The sequence below is a fragment of the Proteus sp. GOKU genome (assembly GCF_015475555.1).
In the GTDB taxonomy this organism is placed as follows: domain Bacteria; phylum Pseudomonadota; class Gammaproteobacteria; order Enterobacterales; family Enterobacteriaceae; genus Proteus; species Proteus mirabilis_B.
Genome location: NZ_CP034105.1, coordinates 502,724 through 527,947 on the forward strand (window position 1 = coordinate 502,724; position 25,224 = coordinate 527,947).

At 39.9% G+C, this 25,224-nt stretch carries 24 protein-coding genes; 13 read left to right on the forward strand and 11 right to left on the reverse strand.

The annotated features are described in order from the left end of the window. Positions 1-151 precede the first annotated feature (151 nt). The 3 genes from glpA to glpC are packed head-to-tail and all read left to right on the forward strand — an operon-like array spanning position 152 to position 4,297. Positions 152-1,810, forward strand: coding sequence for an anaerobic glycerol-3-phosphate dehydrogenase subunit A (gene glpA / locus EHE21_RS02410; RefSeq protein ID WP_171455253.1), 1,659 nt, complete (start codon positions 152-154; stop codon positions 1,808-1,810). Then, positions 1,800-3,107 (forward strand): glycerol-3-phosphate dehydrogenase subunit GlpB, encoded by a 1,308-nt coding sequence (glpB, locus tag EHE21_RS02415; protein ID WP_194951743.1) that lies wholly within the window; start codon positions 1,800-1,802, stop codon positions 3,105-3,107. The genes glpA and glpB overlap by 11 nt, the downstream gene beginning before the upstream one ends. Then, complete coding sequence (gene glpC / locus EHE21_RS02420) at positions 3,104-4,297, forward strand: anaerobic glycerol-3-phosphate dehydrogenase subunit GlpC (protein WP_088493856.1); 1,194 nt, start codon at positions 3,104-3,106, stop codon at positions 4,295-4,297. Before glpB ends, glpC begins: the two co-directional genes overlap by 4 nt. 180 nt (positions 4,298-4,477) lie before the next feature. On the opposite strand, the gene EHE21_RS02425 is transcribed toward glpC, so the two are convergent. The 3 genes from EHE21_RS02425 to EHE21_RS02435 all read right to left on the reverse strand — a co-directional run bounded on the left by EHE21_RS02425 (position 4,478) and on the right by EHE21_RS02435 (position 7,826). After that, entirely contained in the window at positions 4,478-5,623 is a 1,146-nt protein-coding gene (locus EHE21_RS02425) for a phosphoenolpyruvate-utilizing N-terminal domain-containing protein (protein ID WP_194951744.1), read from the reverse strand. A 59-nt stretch (positions 5,624-5,682) separates the two neighbouring features. After that, positions 5,683-6,786: a glycerol dehydrogenase gene (locus EHE21_RS02430; protein ID WP_194951745.1), complete on the reverse strand. Its 1,104-nt coding sequence runs from the start codon at positions 6,784-6,786 to the stop codon at positions 5,683-5,685. A gap of 365 nt (positions 6,787-7,151) precedes the next feature. Continuing rightward, entirely contained in the window at positions 7,152-7,826 is a 675-nt protein-coding gene (locus EHE21_RS02435) for a 7-cyano-7-deazaguanine/7-aminomethyl-7-deazaguanine transporter (RefSeq protein WP_194951746.1), read from the reverse strand. A gap of 205 nt (positions 7,827-8,031) precedes the next feature. Here EHE21_RS02435 and tusA point away from each other — a divergent pair, with 205 nt between their 5' ends. Further along, positions 8,032-8,286 carry a sulfurtransferase TusA gene (gene tusA / locus EHE21_RS02440; protein ID WP_036933135.1) on the forward strand — a complete coding sequence of 85 codons (255 nt, stop codon included), beginning with the start codon at positions 8,032-8,034 and terminating at the stop codon, positions 8,284-8,286. Between the two features lie 87 nt (positions 8,287-8,373). On the opposite strand, the gene EHE21_RS02445 is transcribed toward tusA, so the two are convergent. After that, a complete protein-coding gene (locus EHE21_RS02445) occupies positions 8,374-10,785 on the reverse strand; it encodes a zinc/cadmium/mercury/lead-transporting ATPase (protein ID WP_194951747.1) in 2,412 nt (803 codons plus the stop codon). Between the two features lie 180 nt (positions 10,786-10,965). Continuing rightward, complete coding sequence (locus EHE21_RS02450; RefSeq protein ID WP_194951748.1) at positions 10,966-11,592, reverse strand: lysoplasmalogenase; 627 nt, start codon at positions 11,590-11,592, stop codon at positions 10,966-10,968. Positions 11,593-11,739: 147 nt separating this feature from the next. On the opposite strand from EHE21_RS02450, the gene EHE21_RS02455 reads away from it, so the two are divergent. Then, positions 11,740-12,126, forward strand: a complete 387-nt coding sequence (locus EHE21_RS02455; RefSeq protein ID WP_194951749.1) for a DUF2500 domain-containing protein — start codon at positions 11,740-11,742, stop codon at positions 12,124-12,126. A 74-nt stretch (positions 12,127-12,200) separates the two neighbouring features. Here the strand turns inward: EHE21_RS02455 and EHE21_RS02460 are convergent, their stop codons facing one another. Beyond that, entirely contained in the window at positions 12,201-12,503 is a 303-nt protein-coding gene (locus EHE21_RS02460) for a DUF1145 family protein (RefSeq protein WP_075672964.1), read from the reverse strand. Positions 12,504-12,520: 17 nt separating this feature from the next. After that, positions 12,521-13,105, reverse strand: a complete 585-nt coding sequence (rsmD, locus tag EHE21_RS02465; RefSeq protein ID WP_194951750.1) for a 16S rRNA (guanine(966)-N(2))-methyltransferase — start codon at positions 13,103-13,105, stop codon at positions 12,521-12,523. A 228-nt stretch (positions 13,106-13,333) separates the two neighbouring features. On the opposite strand from rsmD, the gene ftsY reads away from it, so the two are divergent. From ftsY to EHE21_RS02500, 7 genes are all read left to right on the forward strand, one after another. Next, entirely contained in the window at positions 13,334-15,337 is a 2,004-nt protein-coding gene (gene ftsY, locus EHE21_RS02470) for a signal recognition particle-docking protein FtsY (RefSeq protein WP_194951751.1), read from the forward strand. 5 nt (positions 15,338-15,342) lie between these two features. Continuing rightward, entirely contained in the window at positions 15,343-16,008 is a 666-nt protein-coding gene (gene ftsE / locus EHE21_RS02475) for a cell division ATP-binding protein FtsE (RefSeq protein ID WP_023583735.1), read from the forward strand. After that, positions 16,001-16,978: a permease-like cell division protein FtsX gene (gene ftsX / locus EHE21_RS02480; RefSeq protein WP_194951752.1), complete on the forward strand. Its 978-nt coding sequence runs from the start codon at positions 16,001-16,003 to the stop codon at positions 16,976-16,978. Before ftsE ends, ftsX begins: the two co-directional genes overlap by 8 nt. A gap of 365 nt (positions 16,979-17,343) precedes the next feature. Further along, a complete protein-coding gene (gene rpoH / locus EHE21_RS02485) occupies positions 17,344-18,198 on the forward strand; it encodes an RNA polymerase sigma factor RpoH (protein ID WP_023583733.1) in 855 nt (284 codons plus the stop codon). A 94-nt stretch (positions 18,199-18,292) separates the two neighbouring features. Further along, the gene (locus EHE21_RS02490; RefSeq protein ID WP_194951753.1) at positions 18,293-19,432 is read left to right on the forward strand and encodes a glycerate kinase; all 1,140 of its coding nucleotides are present in this window, start codon (positions 18,293-18,295) and stop codon (positions 19,430-19,432) included. Between the two features lie 295 nt (positions 19,433-19,727). Beyond that, a complete protein-coding gene (locus EHE21_RS02495; RefSeq protein WP_194951754.1) occupies positions 19,728-20,015 on the forward strand; it encodes a DUF1778 domain-containing protein in 288 nt (95 codons plus the stop codon). Positions 20,016-20,017: 2 nt separating this feature from the next. Further along, on the forward strand, positions 20,018-20,524 hold the full coding sequence (locus EHE21_RS02500) for a GNAT family N-acetyltransferase (RefSeq protein WP_412178895.1): 507 nt from the start codon (positions 20,018-20,020) through the stop codon (positions 20,522-20,524). Between the two features lie 104 nt (positions 20,525-20,628). Here EHE21_RS02500 and panM read toward each other — a convergent pair whose 3' ends face one another. Then, complete coding sequence (panM, locus tag EHE21_RS02505; RefSeq protein WP_194951756.1) at positions 20,629-21,036, reverse strand: aspartate 1-decarboxylase autocleavage activator PanM; 408 nt, start codon at positions 21,034-21,036, stop codon at positions 20,629-20,631. Continuing rightward, positions 21,036-22,235: an MFS transporter gene (locus tag EHE21_RS02510; protein ID WP_194951757.1), complete on the reverse strand. Its 1,200-nt coding sequence runs from the start codon at positions 22,233-22,235 to the stop codon at positions 21,036-21,038. Before EHE21_RS02510 ends, panM begins: the two co-directional genes overlap by 1 nt. 119 nt (positions 22,236-22,354) lie before the next feature. On the opposite strand from EHE21_RS02510, the gene EHE21_RS02515 reads away from it, so the two are divergent. Then, the gene (locus tag EHE21_RS02515; RefSeq protein ID WP_194951758.1) at positions 22,355-22,822 is read left to right on the forward strand and encodes a MarR family winged helix-turn-helix transcriptional regulator; all 468 of its coding nucleotides are present in this window, start codon (positions 22,355-22,357) and stop codon (positions 22,820-22,822) included. A 53-nt stretch (positions 22,823-22,875) separates the two neighbouring features. Here the strand turns inward: EHE21_RS02515 and EHE21_RS02520 are convergent, their stop codons facing one another. Further along, complete coding sequence (locus tag EHE21_RS02520; protein ID WP_088493840.1) at positions 22,876-23,628, reverse strand: M48 family metallopeptidase; 753 nt, start codon at positions 23,626-23,628, stop codon at positions 22,876-22,878. A gap of 495 nt (positions 23,629-24,123) precedes the next feature. After that, the gene (gene ugpC, locus EHE21_RS02525; protein ID WP_194951759.1) at positions 24,124-25,224 is read right to left on the reverse strand and encodes a sn-glycerol-3-phosphate ABC transporter ATP-binding protein UgpC; all 1,101 of its coding nucleotides are present in this window, start codon (positions 25,222-25,224) and stop codon (positions 24,124-24,126) included.

Sequence of the window (25,224 nt, forward strand, 5' to 3'; positions counted from 1 at the left end):
GATGTGGTTTTAATTTTTCACTCGTGAGCGTTTCTCTTTCGTTTTTGCTCATTATCAAACATTAACCACATTTTTTGTGTATCTTATACACTATAATTAACGCTAAAGAATAAATAAGCGTTTGCTGAATGTAATGTGAGAGGGCATCTCTATGATGAGCGGTTCACCAGTGACAGAAACTGATGTCATTATTATTGGCGGGGGAGCAACCGGTGCTGGCATGGCAAGAGACTGTGCACGCCGTGGGTTACGTTGCGTCCTGCTAGAAAGACATGATATTGCAACCGGTGCAACCGGTCGAAATCATGGATTGTTACACAGTGGTGCGCGTTATGCAGTAACAGATCCTGAGTCAGCGCGTGAGTGTATTGAAGAGAACATGATTTTAAAAAGGGTCGCTCGTCATTGTGTTGAAAAAACGGATGGCCTTTTTATTACCCTACCTGAAGATTCTTTAGAGTTTCAACAGACCTTTATTCAATCTTGCCAAGCGGCAGGTATTGATGCTCAAGCGATTTCACCCGAAGAAGCTATTCGCTTAGAGCCTTCTGTTAACCCTAATTTGATCGGTGCAGTTAAAGTGCCAGATGGTACTGTCGATCCTTTCCGTTTAACTGCCGCAAATATGTTAGATGCCCGCGAACATGGCGCTCAAGTACTGACTTATCATGAAGTCGTTGGACTTATTCGTGAAGGTGACCGTGTTAAAGGCGTGAAAGTTTACGATCATCAAGCGAAAAAACTGTATGAAATTCGTGCACAAATAGTGGCGAATGCAGGGGGAATTTGGGGACAAAAAATCGCTGAGTATGGCGAGTTAAAAGTGCGAATGTTCCCAGCCAAAGGCGCATTGTTGATTTTGGGTCATCGTATTAACAATATGGTGATCAACCGTTGCCGTAAACCTGCGGATGCCGATATTTTAGTGCCTGGCGATACAATTTCATTGATTGGTACAACATCAACACGTGTACCTTACGATGAAATCGACAATATGTATGTGACTCCTGAAGAAGTCGATATTCTTATCCGCGAAGGTTCAATGTTAGCGCCAAAACTGGCTCAAACTCGAATTTTACGTGCTTATGCTGGTGTGCGTCCTTTAGTTGCAAGTGATGACGATCCATCTGGTCGTAATGTTAGCCGTGGTATTGTTTTACTCGACCATGCGCAACGTGATGGATTAGAAGGCTTTATTACCATTACTGGCGGTAAATTAATGACTTACCGTTTAATGGCTGAATGGGCAACAGATAAAATCTGCGAAAAATTAAATGTCTCTGCAAAATGTACAACAGCAGAAGAAGCCTTACCGGGCTCTCGTCAGTCAGCAGAACAAGCATTACGTAGCGTTGTTTCATTACCTGCGCCAATTCGTGGTTCTGCGGTTTATCGTCATGGTGATTTAGCCAATAAATTATTGAGCAATGAGCGTAGCGATAAGAGTTTAGTTTGTGAATGTGAAGCTGTTACTGCGGGGGAAGTTCGCTATGCTGTTAACTCTTTAACAGTCAATAACTTACTTGATTTACGTCGCCGTACTCGCGTGGGTATGGGAACATGCCAAGGTGAACTTTGTGCTTGTCGTGCAGCGGGTTTATTGAACCGTTTACAAGTCACTACTCCTCACGAGTCAGAACAACAGCTTGCCCATTTCTTAAATGAGCGTTGGAAAGGTATTCGACCAATCGCTTGGGGTAATGCATTACGTGAAAGTGAATTCACCAGTTGGGTTTACCAAGGTTTATGTGGTTTAGATGCTGATATGATTGAAAAAACAGCTTCAGCGGAGGCAGATAATGAAATTTGACGTCATCATTATAGGTAGCGGACTTGCCGGTTTAACCGCAGGTATTCGTCTTGCTGAAGCCGGTAAGTCTTGCGCAATTATCAGTAATGGTCAAAGCGCACTACATTTCTCATCAGGTTCTCTGGATCTATTAACTCATCTTCCTGATGGTTCATTAGTGACTCAGCCTAAGAAAGCCTTAGCAACATTGGCTGAACTTGCCCCTAAACATCCTTATAGCCGTATGGGTGAAACGCAAGTTTCGACTTTAATTGAACAGGCTCAAGCATTACTGGCAAGTACAAAGGGCCTTGAATATCAAGGTAATGGTGATGAAAACCATTATCGTATTACACCTGTTGGGCGTTCACGTATGAGCTGGATGAGTCCAAAACGTGTGCCAACTCATGGCGTTAATCAAGCACTGCCGTGGAAAAAGCTGGCGGTTGTTGGAATTGAAGGCTTCTTAGATTTTCAGCCACAATTTGCAAGCAATACGCTGAATGAGCAAGGTGTTGAGTCTATTCCTTATCATATTCACTTACCGTTATTAGATAGATTGCGTGATAATCCAAGTGAATTTAGAGCAGTCAATATTGCGCGCTATTTAGATAAGCCTGAAAACACCAAAGCGTTAGCAGAAGAGCTGAAAAAACATATTGATGATAGTGTTGAAGCGATTATTTTACCTGCATGTATCGGGCTGGATGCAGAAGAGCCTGTGACGCTACTTCAACAACTTGTAGGTAAACCTATCTGTTTATTACCGACATTGCCACCATCACTATTAGGTATTCGCTTACATCAAGCATTAAAACTGCGTTTCCAAAAAGCTGGCGGTTTAATTATGCCGGGCGATCGTGCAGAACAAGTTGATTTAATTGGTAATAAAGTTACAGGTATTCATACTCGAAACCATACTGATATTCCTATTCGTAGTGAACATGTTGTATTGGCAACAGGGAGTTTCTTCAATAATGGTTTAATTGCAGAGTTTGATCGTGTCTATGAACCTTTAATGGAGCTTGATTTGCTAGAGACATTACCTCGTAATGAGTGGACACAAGTGAATGTCTTTGCAAAACAGCCTTATATGCGATTTGGTGTTGATACAGATAGTCAATTAAGACCGATGAAATACGGTGAAGTCTTAGAGAATGTTTACGCTGTAGGTGCTGTATTAGGTGGATTTGATCCGCTTAATGAAGGTTGTGGTGCAGGTGTTTCAATGATCAGTGCACTTTATGCAGCGCAACAAATTTTACAGCACAATAAATCAGAACAGACCACATCTGCGGTTGTGGAGGCAGCACAATGAGTTTACATGATAACAGTTTTGAAGCGTGCATTAAGTGTACTGTTTGTACTACTTACTGCCCAGTTGCAAAAGTAAATCCACTTTACCCTGGCCCTAAACAAGCGGGCCCTGATGGTGAGCGTTTACGTCTAAAAGATCCGATGCTTTATGATGAAGCATTGAAATATTGCACTAACTGTAAGCGTTGTGAAGTTGCTTGTCCGTCAGATGTGAAGATCGGTGACATCATTTCGCGTGCGAAACTGAACTACAATACGAAAACACCAAAACTTCGTGATGCTATTTTAAGTCATACGGATTTAATGGGAACATTATCAACGCCGATGGCGCCGATAGTAAATACTATTACAGGATTAAAACCTGTACGTAAGATCTTGGATAAAGCACTTAAAATCGACCATCGTCGCGAATTACCAAAATACTCTTTTGGTACATTTAGAACATGGATGAAAAAACAAGTTGAAGAGCAAGCGCGTTTTAAAGATCAAGTTGCCTTCTTCCACGGTTGTTACGCTAACTATAACCACCCTCAATTAGGGAAAGATTTAGTTAAAGTATTCAACAAAATGGAGATTGGTGTTCAGTTATTAAAACGCGAAAAATGCTGTGGTGTTGCATTAATTGCGAATGGTTTTGTTAAACAAGCCAAAAAACAAGCCGCAGTAAACTTAGAATCGCTGACAGAAAAAATTGTTGAAAACAATATTCCTGTCGTTGCAACATCATCTACTTGTACTTTCACTATTCGTGATGAGTATGAACATATCCTCGATGTTGATACATCAAAAGTACGTGAAAATATTGAATTAGCGACACGCTATATTTATCGTTTATTAGAAGAAGGTCGTGAGTTACCACTGAAACATACTCCGTTAAAAGTGGCGTATCACACACCTTGTCATATGGAAAAAATGGGATGGACAGCCTATTCCATTGATTTAATTAAACGTATCCCTGGTGTTGAGGTCATTGTTTTAGATTCTCAATGCTGTGGTATTGCCGGAACTTACGGTTTTAAATCTGAAAACTACGATGTTGCTCAAGGCATTGGCGCAGGCTTATTCCGTCAAATTGAAGAGAGTGGCTGTGATTTGGTGATTACAGACTGTGAAACCTGTAAATGGCAAATTGAGATGTCAACGACGAAAAAATGTGAACACCCCATTAGTTTACTGGCAAGAGCATTATAAGTATTGCCTATTAGATAATAAAAAAGTAATTGATTACTAAGATAACAAGCAGCTAGGGAATAAAAGAGGATCTTTTATTCCCTTTTTTTATTTTTAGTAAAAAAGAGATGAAATATAAAATAATAAAGAAATTAAATAACCTGACACTGTGGATCACAGGTTATTTAAATACTCTCATTTTTAATGAGAGATATAGGTGTTTTGATAAAGCCAAATATTTTGGACTTTTTTAAGTGTGATATTTTGCCCGTCAGTCAGAGAAAGAGCTTGTCTTCCCGCCTCGTTAATAATTGGAATATCTAATGCATTAGCTAATACAGTGGTATTAGATAGTGGGTTCCCATGACTTAATAAAATCCCTTTGATCTTGTTGGTATCCAGAGCCATTAATGTTGAAGGGTGAAGCTGTTTTGTTACTAGAACTGCATTTGCATAAGGAGGATGTGTAATTGGAGGAGGGGCAGAGGTTAAATAGCGTAGTAATCGAGATAAAATATCATCTAAATCACTTTCACGAGCACGCATATTATCATCATCCATTTGCGCGTAAGTATCTATTAAATCAATAAATGTCTGCTGTAAGGCAAATTCTGCATTGCAGTGATGTTTACTTATCATGCTACATACGGTCAGTTGTAATTCGGTATTTTCTAATAAGAAGCGATGACTCGAAAAAATATGGGCATATTGCTCTCCAATCTTGCGATAGGCTTCTTCAGTTAACCAGTCTATGTCCTTTTTGGATCGCTCAATCGCTTTAATGAGGCGTTTTTGCTCTTCAAGCAATAAATGAGAGGATATTTTTTTACGAGGGATCACGAAACGATGATAAGGGTATAGCCAAACAGGTGCGGTGATAATTCGGACGGGTTCGTAATTTGTATTTTTAGGGTGAATATTAAAATTAGGAAGATTTTCGCCTAATTGCAGTTTTTTAATTGTAATGGTTTTATGTGCTGCTTTTTCTGCTTCTTCAAGTGAAGCGCCTAGTGCAATGCTATTGGCGGCAGCCAAGGTGCCTTCAACAATCGGAGCCGAACTTAACGCGACATTTGTGGCAATGTTATGCTCAAGATTAGCGATGGCGAGTGCTGCATTTTGTGCTGAATGATAAGTATCGAGTAAAACGAGTACACCTTGCTTGCTATAACACTTTTTAATTGCTGAAAGTATGGTTTCTGGTGACACTTCATTAGCAAGATCAGAAGGTGTTTGATAGTTGGTCGCAATGGCAATTTTTACTTGGCGATCTACAGTCTGATTAACGAGCTCTTTGATACCATTGGCGAGCGTAAGGCTCTTTGAAACTAATACGATACTGACCATAAAACACCCTTTCTTGTAAATGCAAACAGGGAGATAGGCACTCCCTGTTTACTCAGGCTTTAATAAAGCCATTCCCGTCCTAATTGGTCGGCAGTTAAAATCGCGGCATAAACCTTATCGGAATCGATATCAAATGGCATGTTATAAATTGTCTCACCTTCAGCACAACTTAACTCAGCAACAGCCATAATTTTTTCATTTAATTCATCGCCTGTTGCATTGATACCCAACTCTTCTAAAGTGACAGGCAGTCCGACTAAAATACAGAAATCTAGAAACTCTTCTAACTCTTCTAATGGACTGTTTTCTAACACTAATTGGACTAATGTACCAAAGGCAACTTTTTCACCATGATACATGTTGTGACACTCTTCTAATGCTGTAAATCCATTATGAATGGCATGAGCTGCCGCAAGACCTGCACTTTCAAAACCAATACCACTTAAGAAGGTATTTGCTTCAATAATATTTTCTACCGCAGTTGTACAAACACCTCGGCTTACTGCGAGTTTTGCTTTATAGCCATCTTCTAAAAGGGTGTTATAGCCAAGTTCAGCCAAAGCTAGGGCAGCAAGTGTCGATTTACCTCCTGCCATGGTCTGTTTTTGCGCATGACTACACGCTCTTGCTTCAAAGTAGGTTGCTAAAGCATCTCCCATGCCTGCCACTAATAAACGAGCTGGTGCAGAAGCGATGATGTTGGTATCCATCACGACAACGTCAGGATTTGTTGGGTAGAAAAGATAACTATCAAATGCGCCTAATTCAGTATAAATCACAGAAAGTGCGCTTGTTGGTGCATCAGTGGAAGCAATGGTTGGGGAAATAACGACAGGAAGTTGGCATTTATAAGCAACAGCTTTGGCAGTATCAAGTGTTTTACCACCACCAACGCCGATGATCACAAGAGAGGCTTGTGCTTTTGCAAGTTCAGATAGTCGATTGATTTCGTTGTGTGTGCATTCACCATTAAAAAGTTCGAAGTGCCCATTAACTTCATATTGAGACATACTATCTTTAACGGTACTACCGACGAGTTCCATCACAAATTTGTCGGCAATAATCAGTGCTCTATCACCAAACGGCTTCGCGTATTTACCAATATGATATAGCGCGTCTGGCCCTTGAATATACTTAGCGGGGGATTGAATAACTTTTAACATAATAGACTCCTACTATTCGCAAAAGAGAGTAAAAAATCCTTATGGTGAGACTCGTCATCCCAACTGACATATAACAATATGGAGACGTTCTAAGAATACATTAACAGTTTAATAGATGAATAAAATAATTTATTGTAAATAATTAAGACTTTTTATATTAGCATGTGAAAAACATCCTAATAATGATATTTAAGTAATATTTCGTGAGTTGTTTAACTAATCATGCTAATTAATTACTATACGAAATATTTACGTAAAATAATAAATTATTCGAATCAGAATAAAGCTTCATAAAATTGGCTTATGAAGCTTTATTGTTTGAATTATGACATTTATGTCATTATTTTTTTGCGAGGTGAGCCGGATTATGAGCGGATTTCAGCATAATCTTGTTTTTGACTTTCTTCTGCGAAAAAGTGACGCAAAATAAAATTCAATAAGACACCATAAGCAGGTAAGAAGAACAGCATACAAATGGTTAATTTAAACACGTAGTCAACTAATGCAATTTCAACCCAATTCTCCGCCATAAATGCGTCAGTACTACGATAAAATGCAATAAAGAAGAATGCGAGTGTGTCGAGTAAATTACCGAAGAACATAGCTGCACTTGGCGCTACCCACCATTTTTGTTGTTGTCTTAAACGATTAAAGACAGACACATCCATGATTTGACCTAACACATAAGCCATAAAGCTCGCTGTCGCAATTCTTGCCACCATGATATTAAAATCAGCTAATGAGGCAAAACCCTGCCAACTGCCTTGGAAAAAAAGCGTTGAGATCAGGTAAGAAATTGCTAATGCAGGTAGCATAACGGCGGTAATAATGCGTCTGGCAAGTGGTGCGCCATAAATACGAACCGTTAAATCTGTTGCCAGAAAAATAAACGGAAAGGTAAAGGCACCCCAAGTGGTATGGAAACCAAAAATGGAAATAGGTAATTGCACAAGATAGTTACTAGAAGTAATTATCAGGATGTGGAACAAAGAAAGCCATAATAGCGCCACCGCTTTTTGGCGGGGAGTAAACGTATACATAAATTGTACCTTTTTAGTGATTGGGGTGAGGGAACCCAATAAAACAGTGATTTCTCTCTTAAATGAGAGGATGCGCATAATACGCCTGTTGCGCAACAAAAGCAAAGGTTAGGGGGAATACCTTTGTGCTTAATGTGCCGTGATGTGAACACGAAAGCGAGATATAATAACGAAATCTGTCAGTGTAAGAAGAATGGTTAATAGAATGAATGCTCAATTTGATGATGCAACCAAGACATTAGATACGCTAGGACTACGTTGCCCTGAGCCTGTGATGTTAGTACGTAAAACCATAAGAAATATGGCATTAGGTGAGACATTATTAGTGATTGCTGATGATCCTGCCACTGTGCGTGATATTCCTGGCTTTTGCCGATTTATGGAACATGATTTATTAAATCAAGAGACGCAATCTGCACCTTATCGTTATCTTATCCGTAAAAAAGAGAGCAATCTGTAATTTATACTGTAAATATTGCTTATCATCGCACTAAAAAATAACCCAAACCCCACATACTGAGGTTTGGGTTTTGTTATTTTAACGTGCTTACTCTTTGCTTGAGGCGCTAATTTTTACTCTTAATAGTCTTACGGCATTGGCTGTTACCAGTGCTGTCGCTCCTGAGTCAGCAAGAACAGCAACCCAAAGCCCAGTAATTCCTAATAAGCTTGTTACTAAAAATATCGCTTTTAAACCAAGTGCTATCGTGATGTTTTCACGGATAATTTTACGTGTCGCACGAGATAACTTAATAACTTCAGGTAAGCCCGTTAAACGGTTATGCGTTAATGCTGCATCAGCTGTTTCAAGTGCAACGTCTGTACCGCTTCCCATCGCGACACCAATGGTTGCAGCTTTCATTGCTGGCGCATCATTGATACCATCACCCACCATCATTGTGTTATGTGTTTTACTGATTTCCATTACTGAAGTTACTTTATCTTCAGGCAGTAATCCTGCTCGGAAATCCATACCTAATTTTTTCGCAATAGCCGCGGCTGCTCTTGGATTATCACCAGTTAGCATAACGGCATTGATGTTCATCTCTTTCAATAACTTCATTGATTCAACAGCATCACTGCGTAAGGTATCTTGCATAGCAATAACACCGATAAGCTGGCTCTCTTTTAATACGACAACCACGGTTTTACCTTCATCTTCAAGGCGTGCAACTTCTTGTTGCCATTGAGAAGAGAGTAATGTGGCTTCTGATAATTGAGAAGGTGCACTCACCAAAATATGTTGGCTATTTAAATAACCTTCAATTCCTTTACCTGCTAGCGCTTTACGATCTTCCGCTTCAACAACAAGCACACCTTCATCTTGTGCTTTATTGATAATGGCTTTTGCTAATGGGTGATGAGAGCCAATTTCTACGGATGAAGCAAAAGTCAGTACTTCTTTTTCATTAAATCCAGTTTCAGCTACAACATCAGTAACTTGAGGTTTCCCTTCTGTTAATGTGCCTGTTTTATCTAATGCGATAGTGTTAACAGTGCCTAATTGCTCTAATGCTGCGCCACCTTTGATAAGCGCTCCGCGTTTAGTTGCTGCCGCTAATGCTGACGTGATGGCGGCGGGTGTTGAGATAACTAAAGCACAAGGACAGCCAATCAGTAATAGGGTTAAACCGCGATAAATCCATGTTTCCCAAGGTTGTGAGAACAACAGTGGTGGAACAATGATAACCAGTGCAGAGAACAGCATAATCGCAGGTGTATAGTAACGACTAAAGCGGTCAATAAAGCGTTCAATAGGGGCTCTACGCTCTTCAGCTTCTTCAATCAATTGCAAAATACGGTCGATAGCATTCTGCCCTTGTTCAGATACCACTTTCATCTGTACAGATCTATCGACAGATAAACAACCAGCAGCGACCTTTTCGCCTTGTAAACGCTCTACGGGTACGGATTCACCCGTTAATGCACTTTCATCAAAGCTTGCAAATGCACTAACTAGTTCGGCGTCTGTTGGCAAACGTGAACCTGGCGCAATCTCAATAATGTCGCCCGGACGTAATTGCGCAACAGGAACAGTTTGTTTTTTACCATCTTTGACTAATGTTGCTTCTTCTGGCACTAATGCCATTAAGGCGCTCACACCACGACGAGCACGTCCTGCGGCATAAGACTCCAGCATTTCACCAATCATAAACAGCAAAATGACCATTGCTGCTTCTTCGGTTGCATTAATAAATAGTGCGCCAATTGCAGCAACACTCATCAATGTTTCGATAGCAAACGGCGTACCACTGCGAATAAGTTGTAAGGACTTTTTCACAATGGGGAATAGACCAATTAAGGTTGTTGCAATAAAGGCTGCACGACCTGCTTGGGGATCAATAAACTCTGCACCCCAGCTAATCGCCATTAAAAGTGCCAAAACAATCACAAATGAGCTTTCTTTTAAGAAGCTTTGCTTCGCCACTTTTTGGGATTGAGGTGATGAGAGATCAAAAAGCTCAAAACCAGCACTGTTAATGGCTGCAATCACATCTGCACGTAGGTCGCTATCAGCATCAACGACTAATTTTTCGGTGGCAAAAAGGACTTTTGCTTGTTTTACACCTGCAACTTTGAGTGCGGCTGTTTCAATTTTCTGAGCGCAACTTGGGCAATCCATACCTTGCACTTTCCAGCTAAAGCGCTGTTGTGCAATCTTTTCTGGCTCAATATTAGAGACAGGGGCGTTGATATCACAGCTTCCATGAGCGTGATTGTGCCCATCATGGCTATGGTCGTGGTCATCATGATCATGCTGGTGATCATGTTCGTGGGAGTGTCCGTGGTGGTGCTCATCCTCGCATTCAGGATCACTTTTATCTATCTTGGTATGAGAATGTCCGCTTTCAGTATGTGAGTGCGTACTATTCTCTGAGTGACCTGAACAGCATTGAGAGCTTGAGCAGCAAGCATCGGTATGTTTATGATTATCGTGTTGATGAGCATGTTTAGTCATAACTGGCTCTCCTTGTTCAACAAAGTAAAGTCTAAATTTATCTATCTGATAAGTACTTTACAGCTTGGAGTAGAGTCCAGAGTCAAGATACCGAAGGCATATTCATTGGCAAAAAGTGCGAATTAGGTCAAAAAATTAACCCCTTGATTTAAATGTTTAAAACAAGGGGCTGGATTTAGACTAAAGGAACAGTGCTCTGACAATAAAGAAATGACCAATAAAATAACAGGCGCTGACAAGCCCTTTAGACGCTGAAAATGAGAAGCGGAAGCGGTTGATTAGCCATACTGAGTAAGCAATCACTAACAATAATGAGCCAATCATCACTGATAAGTTGTAATCATTACTTAAGTAGAAGAATTTTTCACCCGCAATCCAAAACATAGCAAATGCGGCTAGTAAAGTTAAAGAAGCTGGAATGGCTAATTTATCGAGCTTAGTCCAAACAATGGCTAGAATGATGATAAAAGCAAGAATCACGAATCCAAGTAAAGGAAGATAGAAAGAGAGTTGGAGTGGTAATAAAAAACTCACCATATAAAGTATGTAACTTAGAAAAACTAAGGCAAGAGAAGGTAGTAAATACTTACCATCAAACATTCTTAAAATATCAGAAAGCAAAGTCGCTAATAATGCACCTACAATTAGGTAACTATTAATATTGTGCTCGGGAACTTGCCATGCCCAAAGTAATAAAAGCAGTAGCGTGATAGGACGGAATAGCCATCGTTGCCAATTAGGACCTCGATATGCGGCATCTATATAAAGCCATCCGGAGAATAATACGGCGAGAAAAGGCCAACTCATAATATCTTCCTTATATTCAGAACTGTTTCATTATTCATAACAGAAAGATTAATTTAAGAATAGCGGTTAATGACGAAACTGATGGACTTATTAAAATAATATAAAGCACACTGTTTTTTAATCCATATAACGATAGGAATTAATGTAATGAATAAAGCGGCTATTTTAGGAATTGCGGTACTGGTGATTATTATAGCGTCAGCAACTTATCGTTTCTTCGAACAAAGAAAACAGCGGATAAGTGACGATAATTCACCTGTTATACTCTATATGGTTGAAGTCATTGACAAAAAAGAAGTTGCAGCAAATGAACGGCGTTCAAGAGAAAATGATGTAAATGGCCCAGAAACAATACATTATTATCAAGTGACCTTTCGTTTAACCACTGATGATCGTAAAGACTTAGTGTTAAGAATGGATAAATCAGCTTATCAAGATATTGAACCTGAAATGAAAGGGCGTTTGTTTATGCAGGGCAGTCGTTTTGTAAAGTTTGAAACCGATATGCCAAGTGATGAGCTAAATAATAAATAAGATGGAATATTTATTATTTGGCAACCTCTGGGGTTGATTATCGACCCCAGATAATTGCGAGGATATAACAATATTTACGGCTGTGGTTTAGTTTTATTCTTCTGTTTTTCTTCGTATTCTTTGCGTAATTCTTTTTGTATTTTTAACAGCTCAAAGATCCCGAAGAAGAAAATACGAAATTGTAATGCCGTTGAGGGTTTTTGATCTTTAGGTTGTCCTGCTTTATACATAACAATTTGTAATCCATGCATAATCACCATAAAAATCAATGCAATATCCATAAAATATTTTAGAGGCTTAGGAAATGGGGAAATAATATTTAAAAACAGAAAGCCCCAAACACCGACCATTAAAAATCGGCCAAAAAAGATTAACATAGCAGCTCCATAAAAAATTAAGCAGATAAACTGCGAATATAAAGACGATACGCGACTTGCCCTGCGATCTTCTCTCTATGTAATGTCCAATGAGTCGGAATTGTATAAGTCTGTGCTTTAACTTCTTCCTCAATATAAATATAGCAATCTTGCGCTAACCAACCGTTATTTTCTAATAATTGGATAGTGTCTGACAACATGCCTTTATGAAAAGGAGGATCTAAAAAAACGACATTATAAGGCGAACCTTGTTTAGCAAGATATGACAATGCACTGTCTTGAATGACATGCCCATTCTCGGCATTAAGTAAGGTTAAATTTGCGGTAATTTGTTGGGCAACTGCACGTTCATATTCGATAAACGTGGTTTCAAGAGCATAGCGAGAAAGGGCTTCAATGCCTAAACCACCGCTTCCTGCAAAACAGTCAAGGCAACGGGCATTTTGGATAACGGGCATTAGCCAATTAAAGAGCGTTTCTTTTACTCTATCCGTTGTTGGTCGTAATCCTTGGCTATCGAGAACCGGAAGTTTACGACCACGCCATTTTCCCCCAATTATTCTGATTTGTCCCATTGGGGCTTTTTGTGGTTTTTTGGCCATATTATTTTGATTTATATCGTTTAAACGTGAGTTTTGGAGTGTCTTTTGGAATAAGGAATTCGTGTCTGTTGTTATCTCGATGACTTCCCTTGATTTAATCCGGAATAATTTACCATAAAATTCGTATAAAAGATGCGTTTATCCATGATCAAATGATAGACTTCATTATTATTTTCAATATCGTCAATGTAATCGCGCCATGATTTAGTGCGAGGAGTTTAGTAGCTAATGGCAAAAGAAAAAAAAGGTTTTTTCTCGTGGCTCGGTTTTGGGCGTAACAAAGAAGAAAATATTGAGCAAGAGAAAGAACAGCAACGCTTAGAAGAAGAGCGTTTAGAACAAGAACGTTTGGCAAAAGAAGCCCAAGAAGATGCGGCTCGCCAAGCGCAATTACAAGCAGAGCAAGAACGTTTAGAAGCAGAGCGCCAAGAAGCGCAACGTGTTGTGCAAGATAGATTGGCACAAGAGGCTGAAAAACAACGTTTAGAGCAAGAACAAGCCCAGCGACAAGCAGAAATAGATGCAGAGCAAGCGCGTTTAGAGGCAGAACATGCAGAACAAGCTCGTTTAGCTCAAGAAGCACAAGCCCAACGTCTTGCGCAAGAAGAAGCTCAGCGTCAAGCTGAACTTAAAGCGGAGCAAGAACGTTTAGAAGCGCAACGCCAAGAAGCGGAGCGTGCAGAACAAGAACGTTTAGCTCAAGAAGCCGAAGCCCAACGTCTTGCGCAAGAAGAAGCTCAGCGTCAAGCTGAACTTCAAGCGGAGCAAGAACGTTTAGAAGCGCAACGCCAAGAAGCGGAGCGTGCAGAACAAGAACGTTTAGCTCAAGAAGCACAAGCCCAACGCCTTGCGCAAGAAGAAGCTCAGCGTCAAGCTGAACTTCAAGCGGAACAAGAACGTTTAGAAGCAGAGCGCCAAGAGGCGGAGCGTGCAGAACAAGAACGTTTAGCTCAAGAAGCCGAAGCCCAACGCCTTGCGCAAGAAGAAGCTCAGCGCCAAGCTGAACTTAAAGCGGAGCAAGAACGTGTAGAAGCAGAGCGCCTAGAGCAAGAACGCTTGGCTCAAGAAGCCGAAGCCCAACGCCTTGCGCAAGAAGAAGCTCAGCGCCAAGCTGAACTTAAAGCGGAGCAAGAACGTTTAGAAGTAGAGCGCCTAGAGCAAGAACGCTTGGCTCAAGAGGCCGAAGCTCAACGTTTAGCGCAAGAAGAGGAAAACGAACGTCTCGCTATTGCGCAAGCAGAAGCTGAAGATATTGAATCTTTACGCGAAGAAGTGCTGGCAGATAAAGTTGTTGAACAAGAGAAACCTAAAAAAGAAGGTTTCTTTAGCCGACTGAAAAAAGGCTTACTGAAAACTCGCCAAAACTTAGGTTCAGGATTCCTTGGTCTATTTCGTGGTAAGAAAATTGATGATGAGCTGTTTGAAGAGTTAGAAGAGCAACTCTTAATTGCTGATGTGGGCATGGAAACCACAACTAAAATCATCACTAGTCTGACTAAACACGCTACTCATAAAGATCTTAAAGATGCTGAAGCCCTTTACGGTAAATTACGTGAAGAGATGGGCGATATTTTAAGTAAAGTTGATAAACCATTAAATATTGAAGGTAAAAAACCTTTTGTTATTTTAATGGTTGGTGTTAACGGTGTTGGTAAAACAACCACAATCGGAAAATTAGCGCGACAATACCAAGCTGAAGGTAAATCTGTCATGTTAGCTGCGGGTGATACATTCCGTGCGGCAGCGGTTGAACAGTTACAAGTTTGGGGTGAGCGTAATAATATCCCTGTTGTGGCACAACATACTGGCGCTGATCCTGCATCTGTTATTTTTGATGCAATTCAATCAGCCCAAGCAAAAGGTGTCGATGTTCTTATTGCTGATACCGCAGGACGATTGCAGAATAAATCCCATTTAATGGAAGAGCTGAAAAAAATCGTTCGTGTTATGAAGAAATTAGACGAAGAAGCACCACATGAGGTGATGCTGACGTTAGATGCAAGTACCGGACAAAATGCAGTTAGTCAGGCAAAACTCTTTAATGAAACAGTTGGGCTAACTGGATTAACATTGACTAAACTCGATGGTACAGCAAAAGGGGGAGTTATCTTCTCCATTGCTGATCAGTTTAGTATTCCTATCCGTTATATTGGGGTAGGTGAAGGTATTGAAGATCTACGTCCGTTTAAGGCCGACGATTTTATTGAGGCTCTGTTTGCCCGCGAGGAGTAGTTTTAATGATCCGCTTCGAACACGTCAGCAAGGCTTATTTAGGTGGAAGACAAGCATTACAGGGGGTTGATTTTCATCTTCGTCCTGGTGAAATGGCTTTTTTAACGGGTCATTCTGGCGCCGGTAAAAGTACATTGCTTAAGTTAATTTGTGGAATAGAACGCCCAAGTGATGGTGCTATTTGGTTTGCTGGTCACGATATCAGTAGACTCAAAAATAGTGAGATCCCTTTTCTTCGCCGTCAAATTGGGATGATCTTCCAAGATCACCACTTATTGATGGATAGAACGGTTTATGACAACGTTTCTCTTCCCCTGATTATTGCTGGCGCGAGTGAAGAGGATATTCGGCGAAGAGTTTCCGCCGCTTTAGATAAAGTGGGGCTATTGGATAAAGCTAAAAATTATCCTATTCAACTCTCTGGTGGTGAACAACAGCGTGTCGGTATTGCGCGCGCTGTTGTGAATAAGCCGACTGTTTTGCTCGCAGATGAACCAACAGGTAACCTTGATGGCGAGCTTTCAGAAGGTATCATGCGCCTTTTTGAAGAGTTCAACCGTGTTGGCGTAACCGTGTTAATGGCGACGCACGATATGTCGCTGATAGAACGTAGAAATTATCGCATTCTTACATTAGGGCAAGGCAGAATGGTGGGAGGGCAAAATGGCTAAAGCAAAAAGTTCCCGTAAATCAATGCCAACGCCGGGTGCAAAAACCAAGGCGCTAAAAGGGGGAAGACGCGAACAGTGGCGTTATGCATGGCGTAACACGATGGCAGATTTTTTACGCCAACCGCTCTCCTCTTTTTTAACGGTAATGGTTGTCGCGATATCTCTTACCTTGCCTAGCATCTTTTATATTGTATGGAAGAATGTCTCAACAGCGGCAGAACAATGGTATCCAACACCACAATTAACTGTTTATCTCGATAAATCTCTTGATGATTCATTAGCTGAAGCCACAATCAAAAAAATTGAAGCCTTAGAAAAAGTCGAAGGTGTTAACTACCTTTCGCGACAAGATTCGCTGGTGGAATTTCGTTCTTGGGCTGGCTTTAGTAGTGCGTTAGATATGTTAGAAGAAAATCCATTACCTGCGGTGGCGATTGTGACACCCGTTATGGAGCCTAGCGATCAACAATTAATGGTAAATCTGCGTGATACAGTAGCGAAAATACCTGGTGTTGATGAAGTCAGAATGGATGATAGCTGGTTTTCTCGGCTTTCAACGTTAACGTCATTAGTCGGGCAAATCGCCTTGGTGATTGGTACATTGATGGTTGTTGCTTTGTTACTGGTGATTGGTAACAGTGTACGCCTCAATATTTTCAGTCGCCGTGACACCATTAATGTGATGAAACTTATTGGTGCAACTGACGGCTTTATTATGCGTCCATTCCTTAATTGGGGATTAATACTTGGCTTTATTGGTGCCGTATTTGCCTTAATTTTTTCAGCTTTACTGGTGTGGAAGCTCTCTGATGTGGTGACTCAAGCTGCGACCGTGTTTGGAACTTCATTTTCTATTTCAGGATTAGGTTTTGATGAATCTATCATTCTTATTCTTGTTGCTATGACAATTGGTTGGCTTGCTGCATGGTTGACGACAATGCAACATTTACGTCAATTCACACCGGAATAATCAATTAGAGTGTTTTTATACTTATCCTCTAAATAATGAGAAGATATTTTTTATCAGGCTGGGTTACGTTAATATCGTCACCCAGCCATTTTATCAACGCCCCGTCTCTGGCATAATAATGCGCGCACTCTTTTCTACGATAAGGCAACAGCCATATTTGCTTCAGTGATAGAAAAGTACAAAGATATGTAAACATAGATGCGAGATGAACCTTTAGCCTTTATGCTGGTCAAATAGTCGTTATGATAAAAACACATCGTAAAAAACCTTAACTGACTTCCTATTTAAGCTATATTTAGAAGGCTCATCTACTTTCCCTTACAGCATTAATTTTAATTATTTATTTGATTTTTATGAGGATTTGAATGACAAAAGAAATGCAATCCTTAGCATTGGTTCCGCAAGGCAGCATCGAAGCGTATATACGTGCAGCCAATTCCTATCCGATGTTAACCGCAGAGGAAGAAAAGGAACTCGCTGAACGGCTGCATTACGATGGTGACTTGGATGCGGCAAGAACGCTTATCCTTTCACATCTGCGCTTCGTTATTCATGTTGCTCGCAGCTATTCAGGTTATGGCTTACCACAAGCTGATCTTATCCAAGAAGGTAATATTGGTCTGATGAAAGCGGTTCGTCGTTTTAACCCAGAAGTGGGTGTTCGACTGGTCTCTTTTGCTGTGCATTGGATCAAAGCTGAAATTCACGAATATGTGCTACGTAACTGGCGTATCGTGAAAGTGGCGACTACAAAATCACAACGTAAACTGTTTTTTAATCTGCGAAAAAATAAAAAGCGTTTAGGTTGGTTTAATCAAGATGAAGTGGAACTTGTTGCAAGAGAATTAGGCGTATCAGAAAGTGATGTCCGAGAAATGGAATCACGAATGTCAGCACAAGATATGGCATTTGATATGACTGCTGATGATAGTGATGATTCACATCCTATCGCCCCTGTACTCTTCTTAGAAGATAAATCTTCTGACTTTGCCGATGGCATCGAAGAAGATAACTGGGATAATCATGCAACGGATAAACTAACGTCAGCAATTGAAACCCTTGATGAACGTAGCCAAGATATTATTCGTGCTCGTTGGTTAGATGATGATAACAAATCGACATTGCAAGACTTGGCGACAAAATACGGTGTTTCTGCTGAACGTGTTCGCCAATTAGAAAAAAATGCGATGAAGAAATTGCGTTTAGCGATTGAAGATTAATCACATTTCAGACCAAGCACACTCTCTCATAAAGTAGAGTATGTTATAAAAGCGATATGAAAATATCGCTTTTTTATTGCTTGGAGAAAAGAATGTGAAAATAGTTATCGCCCCTGATTCTTTTAAAGAAAGTTTAAGTGCGAAAGATGTTGCGCTGGCAATAAAACAGGGATTTTCACGTTATTTACCCGATGCACAATATTGCTGTATTCCTATGGCGGATGGCGGCGAAGGAACGGTGACATCGCTGGTGGATGCAACGCAAGGCCGTTTTATATCGACACCAGTGTGTTCGCCCTTAGGTAAACAAGTAACTGCAACTTGGGGACTTTTAGGGGATAACACCACTGCCGTGATTGAAATGGCACAAGCTTCAGGTCTTCATCTTATTCCTTCATCTCAACGCAATCCCAATTTAACGACCAGTTATGGTACGGGTGAATTAATTAATGCTGCACTTGAAATGGGCGTTAAAAAAATCATATTGGGATTAGGCGGAAGTGCCACAAATGACGCGGGTGCAGGAATGATGCAAGCGCTTGGTCTAGGTCTTAAAGATAAGTTTGGTACATCTCTGCCGTTTGGGGGACTTGCCTTAACACAACTTCACTCTATCGATATTACAGCCCTTAATCCTAAACTAAAAAATGTTGAAATTGAGATTGCCTGTGATGTAACAAATCCGTTGTGTGGAGAAAGAGGGGCATCCGCTATTTTTGGTCCTCAAAAAGGGGCGACTAAAGACGATATTACGCAACTTGATAACGCATTACATCATTTTGGTACTTATCTTGAGAAAATGACGCAACGTAGTCTTATCAATGTTGTAGGAAGTGGTGCTGCAGGTGGATTGGCTTTGCCTTTGCTTGCATTTACGCAAGCAACACTTTCTCAAGGTGTTGAATTGGTGGCTAATGCTGTTGAATTAGAAAAACAGTTAATTGATGCGGACTTGGTAATAACCGGTGAAGGTCGAATGGATAGCCAATCGGCACAAGGTAAAACCCCAACGGGCGTAGCCTTGCTCGCAAAAAAATACCATCTTCCTGTCATTGCTTTGGTTGGTGGTTATTTACCTGATTATGATGTAGTTCATCAGCAGGGTATTGATGCTGTTTTCTCTATTGTGCCGGGTGTTTCTACACTGGCTGATGCACTTCATAATGCGCAAAAGAATTTGAGTGAGACGGCTTATAATGTGGCTAGACTTTACTCGTCATACTTCAAGTTGTAGCGTTGTTGACTACACTCACTCGCACTAGTCACATACTTATGTATGCTCCTAGCGACTCGTTCATTTGTCGCCTAGCTACACCTTGAATTATTTAGAGTAATAACATTGTTAAATATTTAGAGTAATAACATTGTCAAATATTTAGGGTAATAGTTTAGGGTAAAAATATTGTGATTGTTTAAGGTAAGAACATGTAGATATCACGTCTGCCGGTAATCTTGTATTTTTAGTGTAATGACATTGACATTACACCTATGTATACTTAGAAAAATATGCAATAAATTGGGGGGTTAATATGCCAACTCAAAATGATGTGCCTGCAACACGTTCATCACTGAACCTGAGAATAAAACCGGAAGATAAAATCCTGATCGACCGCGCAGCGAATGCTGTGGGAAAAAACCGTACTGAATTTATCCTTGAAGCCGCTCGGCGTGCTGCTGAAGAAACACTGGCGGATCTGCGAGTGATTAACGTCAGCCCTGAGGTATACCAGAAGTTTATTAACCAGCTTGATGCCACGCCCGTTAGCAATGAGGCATTGAAGAAAACGATGATGTCTAAATCCCCTTGGGAGAAATGACATTGAAACTGACTGCACCTGAACCTCTCAAAACCAGCCATTTGCTGGAAGGCTTTTCCTCCGGTGAAGAGGCCTTAGATCTCTGGCTAAAAAACAGGGCGATGAGTAATCAAAACTCTGGAGCATCGCGTACTTTTGTGACCACTTCGGATAATCAGGTAATGGGATATTATGCCTTATCCACAGGAGTCATAAGCACGAATCAAGCTGTTGGTCGATTCCGCCGTAATATGCCCACCGACATTCCAGTCATTCTTCTCGGCAGACTAGCAGTGGATACAAGAGCAAAAGGGCTTGGGATTGGAAGAGGGCTGGTCAAAGATGCCTGTCATCGTGTTATTCAGGCTTCTGGGCTGGTGGGCATTCGAGGAGTAGTAGTCCATGCTCTAACTGATGATGCTAAGCGGTTCTATGAGCATATTGGTTTCGTCCCTTCACCGCTTGACCCCATGATGCTGATGGTAACGCTTGCCGATCTGCAACTCGCAATGGGTATTCACTCAAACTGATCAAGCCCAGAGTGAAGTGACTCGATAAAGTTGGACACTTTTAGTTAGCGATACATTCATTTGTCGCCTAGCTACACCTTAAATTATTTAAAGTAAGAACACTGTCAAATAGTTAGGGTATAAATATGAGCTTGTGGTGATGCACTAAATTGATGATGCATTAAAAATGCATGAGCAATATCATACCCGCTTTCTTCCGCTGATAAGCTTATTGCCTGCCAATGGTGAATATCAGGATAGGCAGATAAGCATTGTGTCAGTAAATAATGTCCAACACCGCGACGGCGTGTTACTTCTCTAACCATAAAATCAGTAATAACCGCTTTTTTATCCGATAATTTTACCCAGCAAGCGGCTAACAATCGTTCGTTAAATCTTGCCACAAAGAGTACGTTCTCGTTGTTGATCGCGTTTTTTAGGGCTGATTGATAACGTGCATCTTGCCAAATTTTGCCTAAATCAATACGGTCTTGTTCAGAGGGCTGTGTCAGTTTTTCAATGGTCAGTTTCATTAAATATCCTGTTGATTTGCAGTTTGTTTTTTTTCTTTTAATGAAGACATTAAGGTCTTAATGGTGAAACACAATGCCAAACTCGTTAAGATCACACAAGAATAAAAGACATATTCATAATTATTGTCAGTCACAAAATAGACTGAAATCATAGGTCCCGCAGCCATTCCACAATAACGAATAAAGTTATAAATCCCCATTGCCGTTGCTCTCATCGAGCTAAAATAACTTGTCAATAATGTCGTGTGCGTTGGCATGGTTAAACCTAAAGAAAACCCATATAACACGGTTAAACCAAGCATTATCGGTAGTGAGATTTGCCAAAATAGTGCAAATAACATCAACATAATCAAATTGATACAAGAGGTGAATATCACTCCATATTCAACACTAAATAGATGGCAAACTTTACGATAGAAATAGCTACCTAAAATAAGTGCAATCGACATTGGTACATATAATCCACCAATTTCAGTACTGTTTAGCTGATAGAGATGAAAGGCAATCAAGGGTAAAAATACCAAGAGGCAAAAATAGTTATAAAACACCATAAAACTTATTACAAAAACGGATTTACCCGCAGGTGCAGTGAGCACTTGTTGCATTGCAGATAAGCTTTTAAAGGGATCTTTTTGCTCAGGACGTGTTTCTGGTAAATAAAAGAGATGGGTAATAAGCAATATGACACCTATAACCGCCAAGAAAATAAAGATGCCTTGATATTGGTAGTGTTGCGCTAAATATCCCCCTAATAAAGGACCACAAGCCGGCGCTAGCGCTAATAGCATTTGATACGATCCCATTGCTTTAGCACGATCGTTTCCTTGATAAAGATCGCCAAGAATAGTGGCGGCAACCACAGGGATAGCGGCGATACCTATAGCTTGGATCACACGCCAAAAAATTAATAAATTTATAGAATCAGACCAAACACAACCCAATGCACCCACAATAGAAACGGCTAATCCACTGAGTAAAATCGGTTTTCTTCCCCATTTATCAATCAATGAACCATAAAATAGTTGCATAACAGCCATCGCAAAAGTAAATGCAGATACCGTTAAATTAACCAATGATAACGTGGTATTAAATTGCTGCTGGACCAAGGGAAGTACAGGAGTATAGATATTTTGTGCCAAAGAGCCTAATAGTGCGCTAAAGCAAATAAGATAAAACAGACTGCGGATTGATAATTTCATTATATTGCCTCTCATTATCTATTTTGTTTCTATGGAAACAAAATAGATAATAGCGATATTTTGATTGTTGTAAATACTTTTGGTACTATTTTATAAAATATTTTTTCCAAGGAAACAAAATGGCAAAAGAGAGTGTAACAACACAAGATTTACTAAAAGGGTTAAGTGATTTTTTGCATCTTAAAGATGAGCGCACAGATAGCAGCCATAAAAAAGTATTAGAAGAGAATGGGTTAGATAATTATTCACTTACTGAACTGCATGTGATCCATTGTATTGGTGAAGAGAGTATGAGAAATCTCACAACCATCAGTGAATATATGTCTATGACACGAGGGGCTGTCTCAAAAATTTGTAGTCGTCTACAAAAGAAAGGAGCTATTGAAAAAATAAAGTTAGCAGATAATCAAAAAGAAATATTTTTTATCTTAACTGCTGAGGGAGAGCGTCTTTTTCATGCTCATGAGGTGTTACATCAACAATCTCAAGCCAAATGGTCTGCGCTATTTGAGCAATATGATCAGCAAGAAAAGCAGGCGATTAAACGCTTTTTTACCGATGTTGTGGATAGTTTTCGTCGGCCGTAATAAATAAACCTGAAAAGAAAACCCCCATACCATGAGATATAGGGGCAAGATAATTATTTCTTATCTTCAGCGATGCGATTACGCATGTTATCCGCACGCTCTTTTGATGGTGGGTGAGAAGAGAACATACTTGATTCTCCGCCACCTAATTTAGCGAGCTTATCAAAAGCTGTGACTAAACCGGCAGTATTCACACCGCGTTTTTTCAGCAGATCGTAAGAGAAATTATCAGCTTCTGATTCTTGATGTTGAGAGAACTGGGCGTTAATTAATTTTTGACCCATTTCTGCTAATTGAGAGCTACTTAATTGTGCCGCTACACCACCTGCTGATGCCGCTGCTGTACGTGCAGCAACTGTTGCGTGAGCAACTTGGATTGCTTTACGAGTATGACCTAAGGCAACGTGACCCATTTCATGACCTAAAACGCCTTCTACTTCGTTATCTGTCATCAGATCCATTAAGCCACTGTAAACACGCACACAACCGTTAGCCATTGCCCATGCATTCACTTCTTTATCCATATAAACTTTATAGTTTACAGGTGTACCATTAACTTCATTACCTAATGCTTTAGCGATGTTATTTAAGCGTTTGGTGTAGTTGCTATTTGCAGGAGCAACTTTATTTTGTGCATCCATTTCTTTACAAGCATCATTCGTTAACGCTTTGATATCGTCATCACTTAATGTCGCTGCTTGGAAAAGTTGAGTTCCTGATTTGGTCAGCATATCCGTATTCATGTTTTGGCAACCAGAAAGTAGCGCTGCTGATACCATCACCGTAGCAAGTAATTTAATTTTCATTTTTAATTAAGTCCTTTTCTGCTTTGCAGTTTATATAATTGCAGATCAATTTCGAGCAGAAGAATAACAGCGCTTATCTATCGGTGCAATATAAGCATTTTATGTGAGAAATATTATCTCAATATATATTCTTCGGTTTTCAGTAGAATTGAATTATTTTTTATCTCCTTAATAGAAAATAAAAAATGAATTAATAATTTTAACTTCTTTAAATTTAAGAGAATTAATTGATAAGTTAAACTTGGAAAGGTAAGTTTTCTTGATATAAATATTATATACATCATTTAATTGTACTTACTTTAAGAGTGAGTGATCTTGTTTTTAATTTATTTGGAATAATATAAAAGCAACAGTCTGTTTAGATATGGTTTTTATTTGTTTAATTCTGACAAATTTTATATTTTTAATATTTATTGCTTAATGGTAAATAAATAGCGACGTTTAAAACATCGCTATTCAGATTAAACCGAAAATGAATCAAGGGATATCAGCGCGTTATGACACCATTAATTCACTGATGAGCATAAAAGGGCGATTAATACGCTTCCCTGATTGTTGATTAAAGAAATGAAGATTTTCTGGGTGAATGGTAAGACCTATTCTATTACCAACTTTCACACCATGATCGTTTGGTGCACGAATAACGAGAGGTTGTTTCTGTTTATCGCAAGTAGTGGCATAAATCAAAACATCTGCACCAAGTGCTTCAATAAATTCCACATCGACATGAAAAAGAGGATGTTGATGACTAATAATCAAATGTTCAGGACGTAAACCCAATTTAATGGCTTGATAAGAAAAATGCTGAGATGAAACGGCAATATGCCCATCAGCGACTTCAATCACACCATGATTAATCGGAGTATCTAAGATATTCATTGCTGGCGAGCCCATAAACGTAGCTACAAACACGGAGGCTGGGCTTTCATAAATATCTAACGGTGTGCCTACTTGCTCTATATTTCCTTGATTTAAAACCACCAGCTTATCGGCTAATGTCATCGCTTCCACTTGATCGTGTGTTACATAAATAGAGGTTGTGGAGAGTTTTCGCTGTAATTTTTTGATCTCCAGACGCATCTGCACCCGTAATTTAGCATCAAGGTTAGATAGAGGTTCATCAAATAAAAAGACTTTAGGATCACGAATGATGGCTCTTCCCATTGCGACACGTTGGCGTTGCCCACCTGAAAGCTCTTTAGGTTTTCTATTAAGCAAATGACTGATTTCTAGCATTTTGGCGGCATTGGTAACGAGTTCTTCAATTTTTGCTTTGGGTGTTTTTCGATTACGTAAACCATATGCCATATTGTTATAGACCGACATATGAGGGTAAAGAGCATAGTTTTGAAACACCATGGCGATATCACGTTCACTAGGTTCATGCTCATTAACCCGTAAATTATCAATAAATAAATCACCTTGTGTAATGGTTTCTAACCCTGCAATCATTCGCAGTAAAGTCGATTTACCACAACCACTTGGGCCGACTAACACCACCATTTCACCTTGCTCAATAGAAAGATTTAATTTTGAAATAGCTTGGTGACCATTTGGATAACACTTTTCTAAATTTGTGAGAGTGACGGTTGTCAT

Bases quoted from the DNA above. Each gene is read 5' to 3' on its own strand.
- ftsE (WP_023583735.1), top strand. From the start codon at position 15,343: ATGATCCGCTTCGAACACGTCAGCAAGGCTTATTTAGGTGGAAGACAA.
- EHE21_RS02495 (WP_194951754.1), top strand. From the start codon at position 19,728: ATGCCAACTCAAAATGATGTGCCTGCAACACGTTCATCACTGAACCTG.
- EHE21_RS02515 (WP_194951758.1), top strand. From the start codon at position 22,355: ATGGCAAAAGAGAGTGTAACAACACAAGATTTACTAAAAGGGTTAAGT.
- rpoH (WP_023583733.1), top strand. From the start codon at position 17,344: ATGACAAAAGAAATGCAATCCTTAGCATTGGTTCCGCAAGGCAGCATC.
- EHE21_RS02450 (WP_194951748.1), bottom strand. From the start codon at position 11,592: ATGAGTTGGCCTTTTCTCGCCGTATTATTCTCCGGATGGCTTTATATA.
- EHE21_RS02510 (WP_194951757.1), bottom strand. From the start codon at position 22,235: ATGAAATTATCAATCCGCAGTCTGTTTTATCTTATTTGCTTTAGCGCA.
- EHE21_RS02430 (WP_194951745.1), bottom strand. From the start codon at position 6,786: ATGTTAAAAGTTATTCAATCCCCCGCTAAGTATATTCAAGGGCCAGAC.
- EHE21_RS02445 (WP_194951747.1), bottom strand. From the start codon at position 10,785: ATGACTAAACATGCTCATCAACACGATAATCATAAACATACCGATGCT.
- EHE21_RS02520 (WP_088493840.1), bottom strand. From the start codon at position 23,628: ATGAAAATTAAATTACTTGCTACGGTGATGGTATCAGCAGCGCTACTT.
- ugpC (WP_194951759.1), bottom strand. From the start codon at position 25,224: ATGACAACCGTCACTCTCACAAATTTAGAAAAGTGTTATCCAAATGGT.
- tusA (WP_036933135.1), top strand. From the start codon at position 8,032: ATGAATGCTCAATTTGATGATGCAACCAAGACATTAGATACGCTAGGA.
- rsmD (WP_194951750.1), bottom strand. From the start codon at position 13,105: ATGGCCAAAAAACCACAAAAAGCCCCAATGGGACAAATCAGAATAATT.
- glpB (WP_194951743.1), top strand. From the start codon at position 1,800: ATGAAATTTGACGTCATCATTATAGGTAGCGGACTTGCCGGTTTAACC.
- EHE21_RS02455 (WP_194951749.1), top strand. From the start codon at position 11,740: ATGAATAAAGCGGCTATTTTAGGAATTGCGGTACTGGTGATTATTATA.
- EHE21_RS02460 (WP_075672964.1), bottom strand. From the start codon at position 12,503: ATGTTAATCTTTTTTGGCCGATTTTTAATGGTCGGTGTTTGGGGCTTT.
- glpA (WP_171455253.1), top strand. From the start codon at position 152: ATGATGAGCGGTTCACCAGTGACAGAAACTGATGTCATTATTATTGGC.
- ftsY (WP_194951751.1), top strand. From the start codon at position 13,334: ATGGCAAAAGAAAAAAAAGGTTTTTTCTCGTGGCTCGGTTTTGGGCGT.
- EHE21_RS02425 (WP_194951744.1), bottom strand. From the start codon at position 5,623: ATGGTCAGTATCGTATTAGTTTCAAAGAGCCTTACGCTCGCCAATGGT.
- panM (WP_194951756.1), bottom strand. From the start codon at position 21,036: ATGAAACTGACCATTGAAAAACTGACACAGCCCTCTGAACAAGACCGT.
- glpC (WP_088493856.1), top strand. From the start codon at position 3,104: ATGAGTTTACATGATAACAGTTTTGAAGCGTGCATTAAGTGTACTGTT.
- ftsX (WP_194951752.1), top strand. From the start codon at position 16,001: ATGGCTAAAGCAAAAAGTTCCCGTAAATCAATGCCAACGCCGGGTGCA.
- EHE21_RS02435 (WP_194951746.1), bottom strand. From the start codon at position 7,826: ATGTATACGTTTACTCCCCGCCAAAAAGCGGTGGCGCTATTATGGCTT.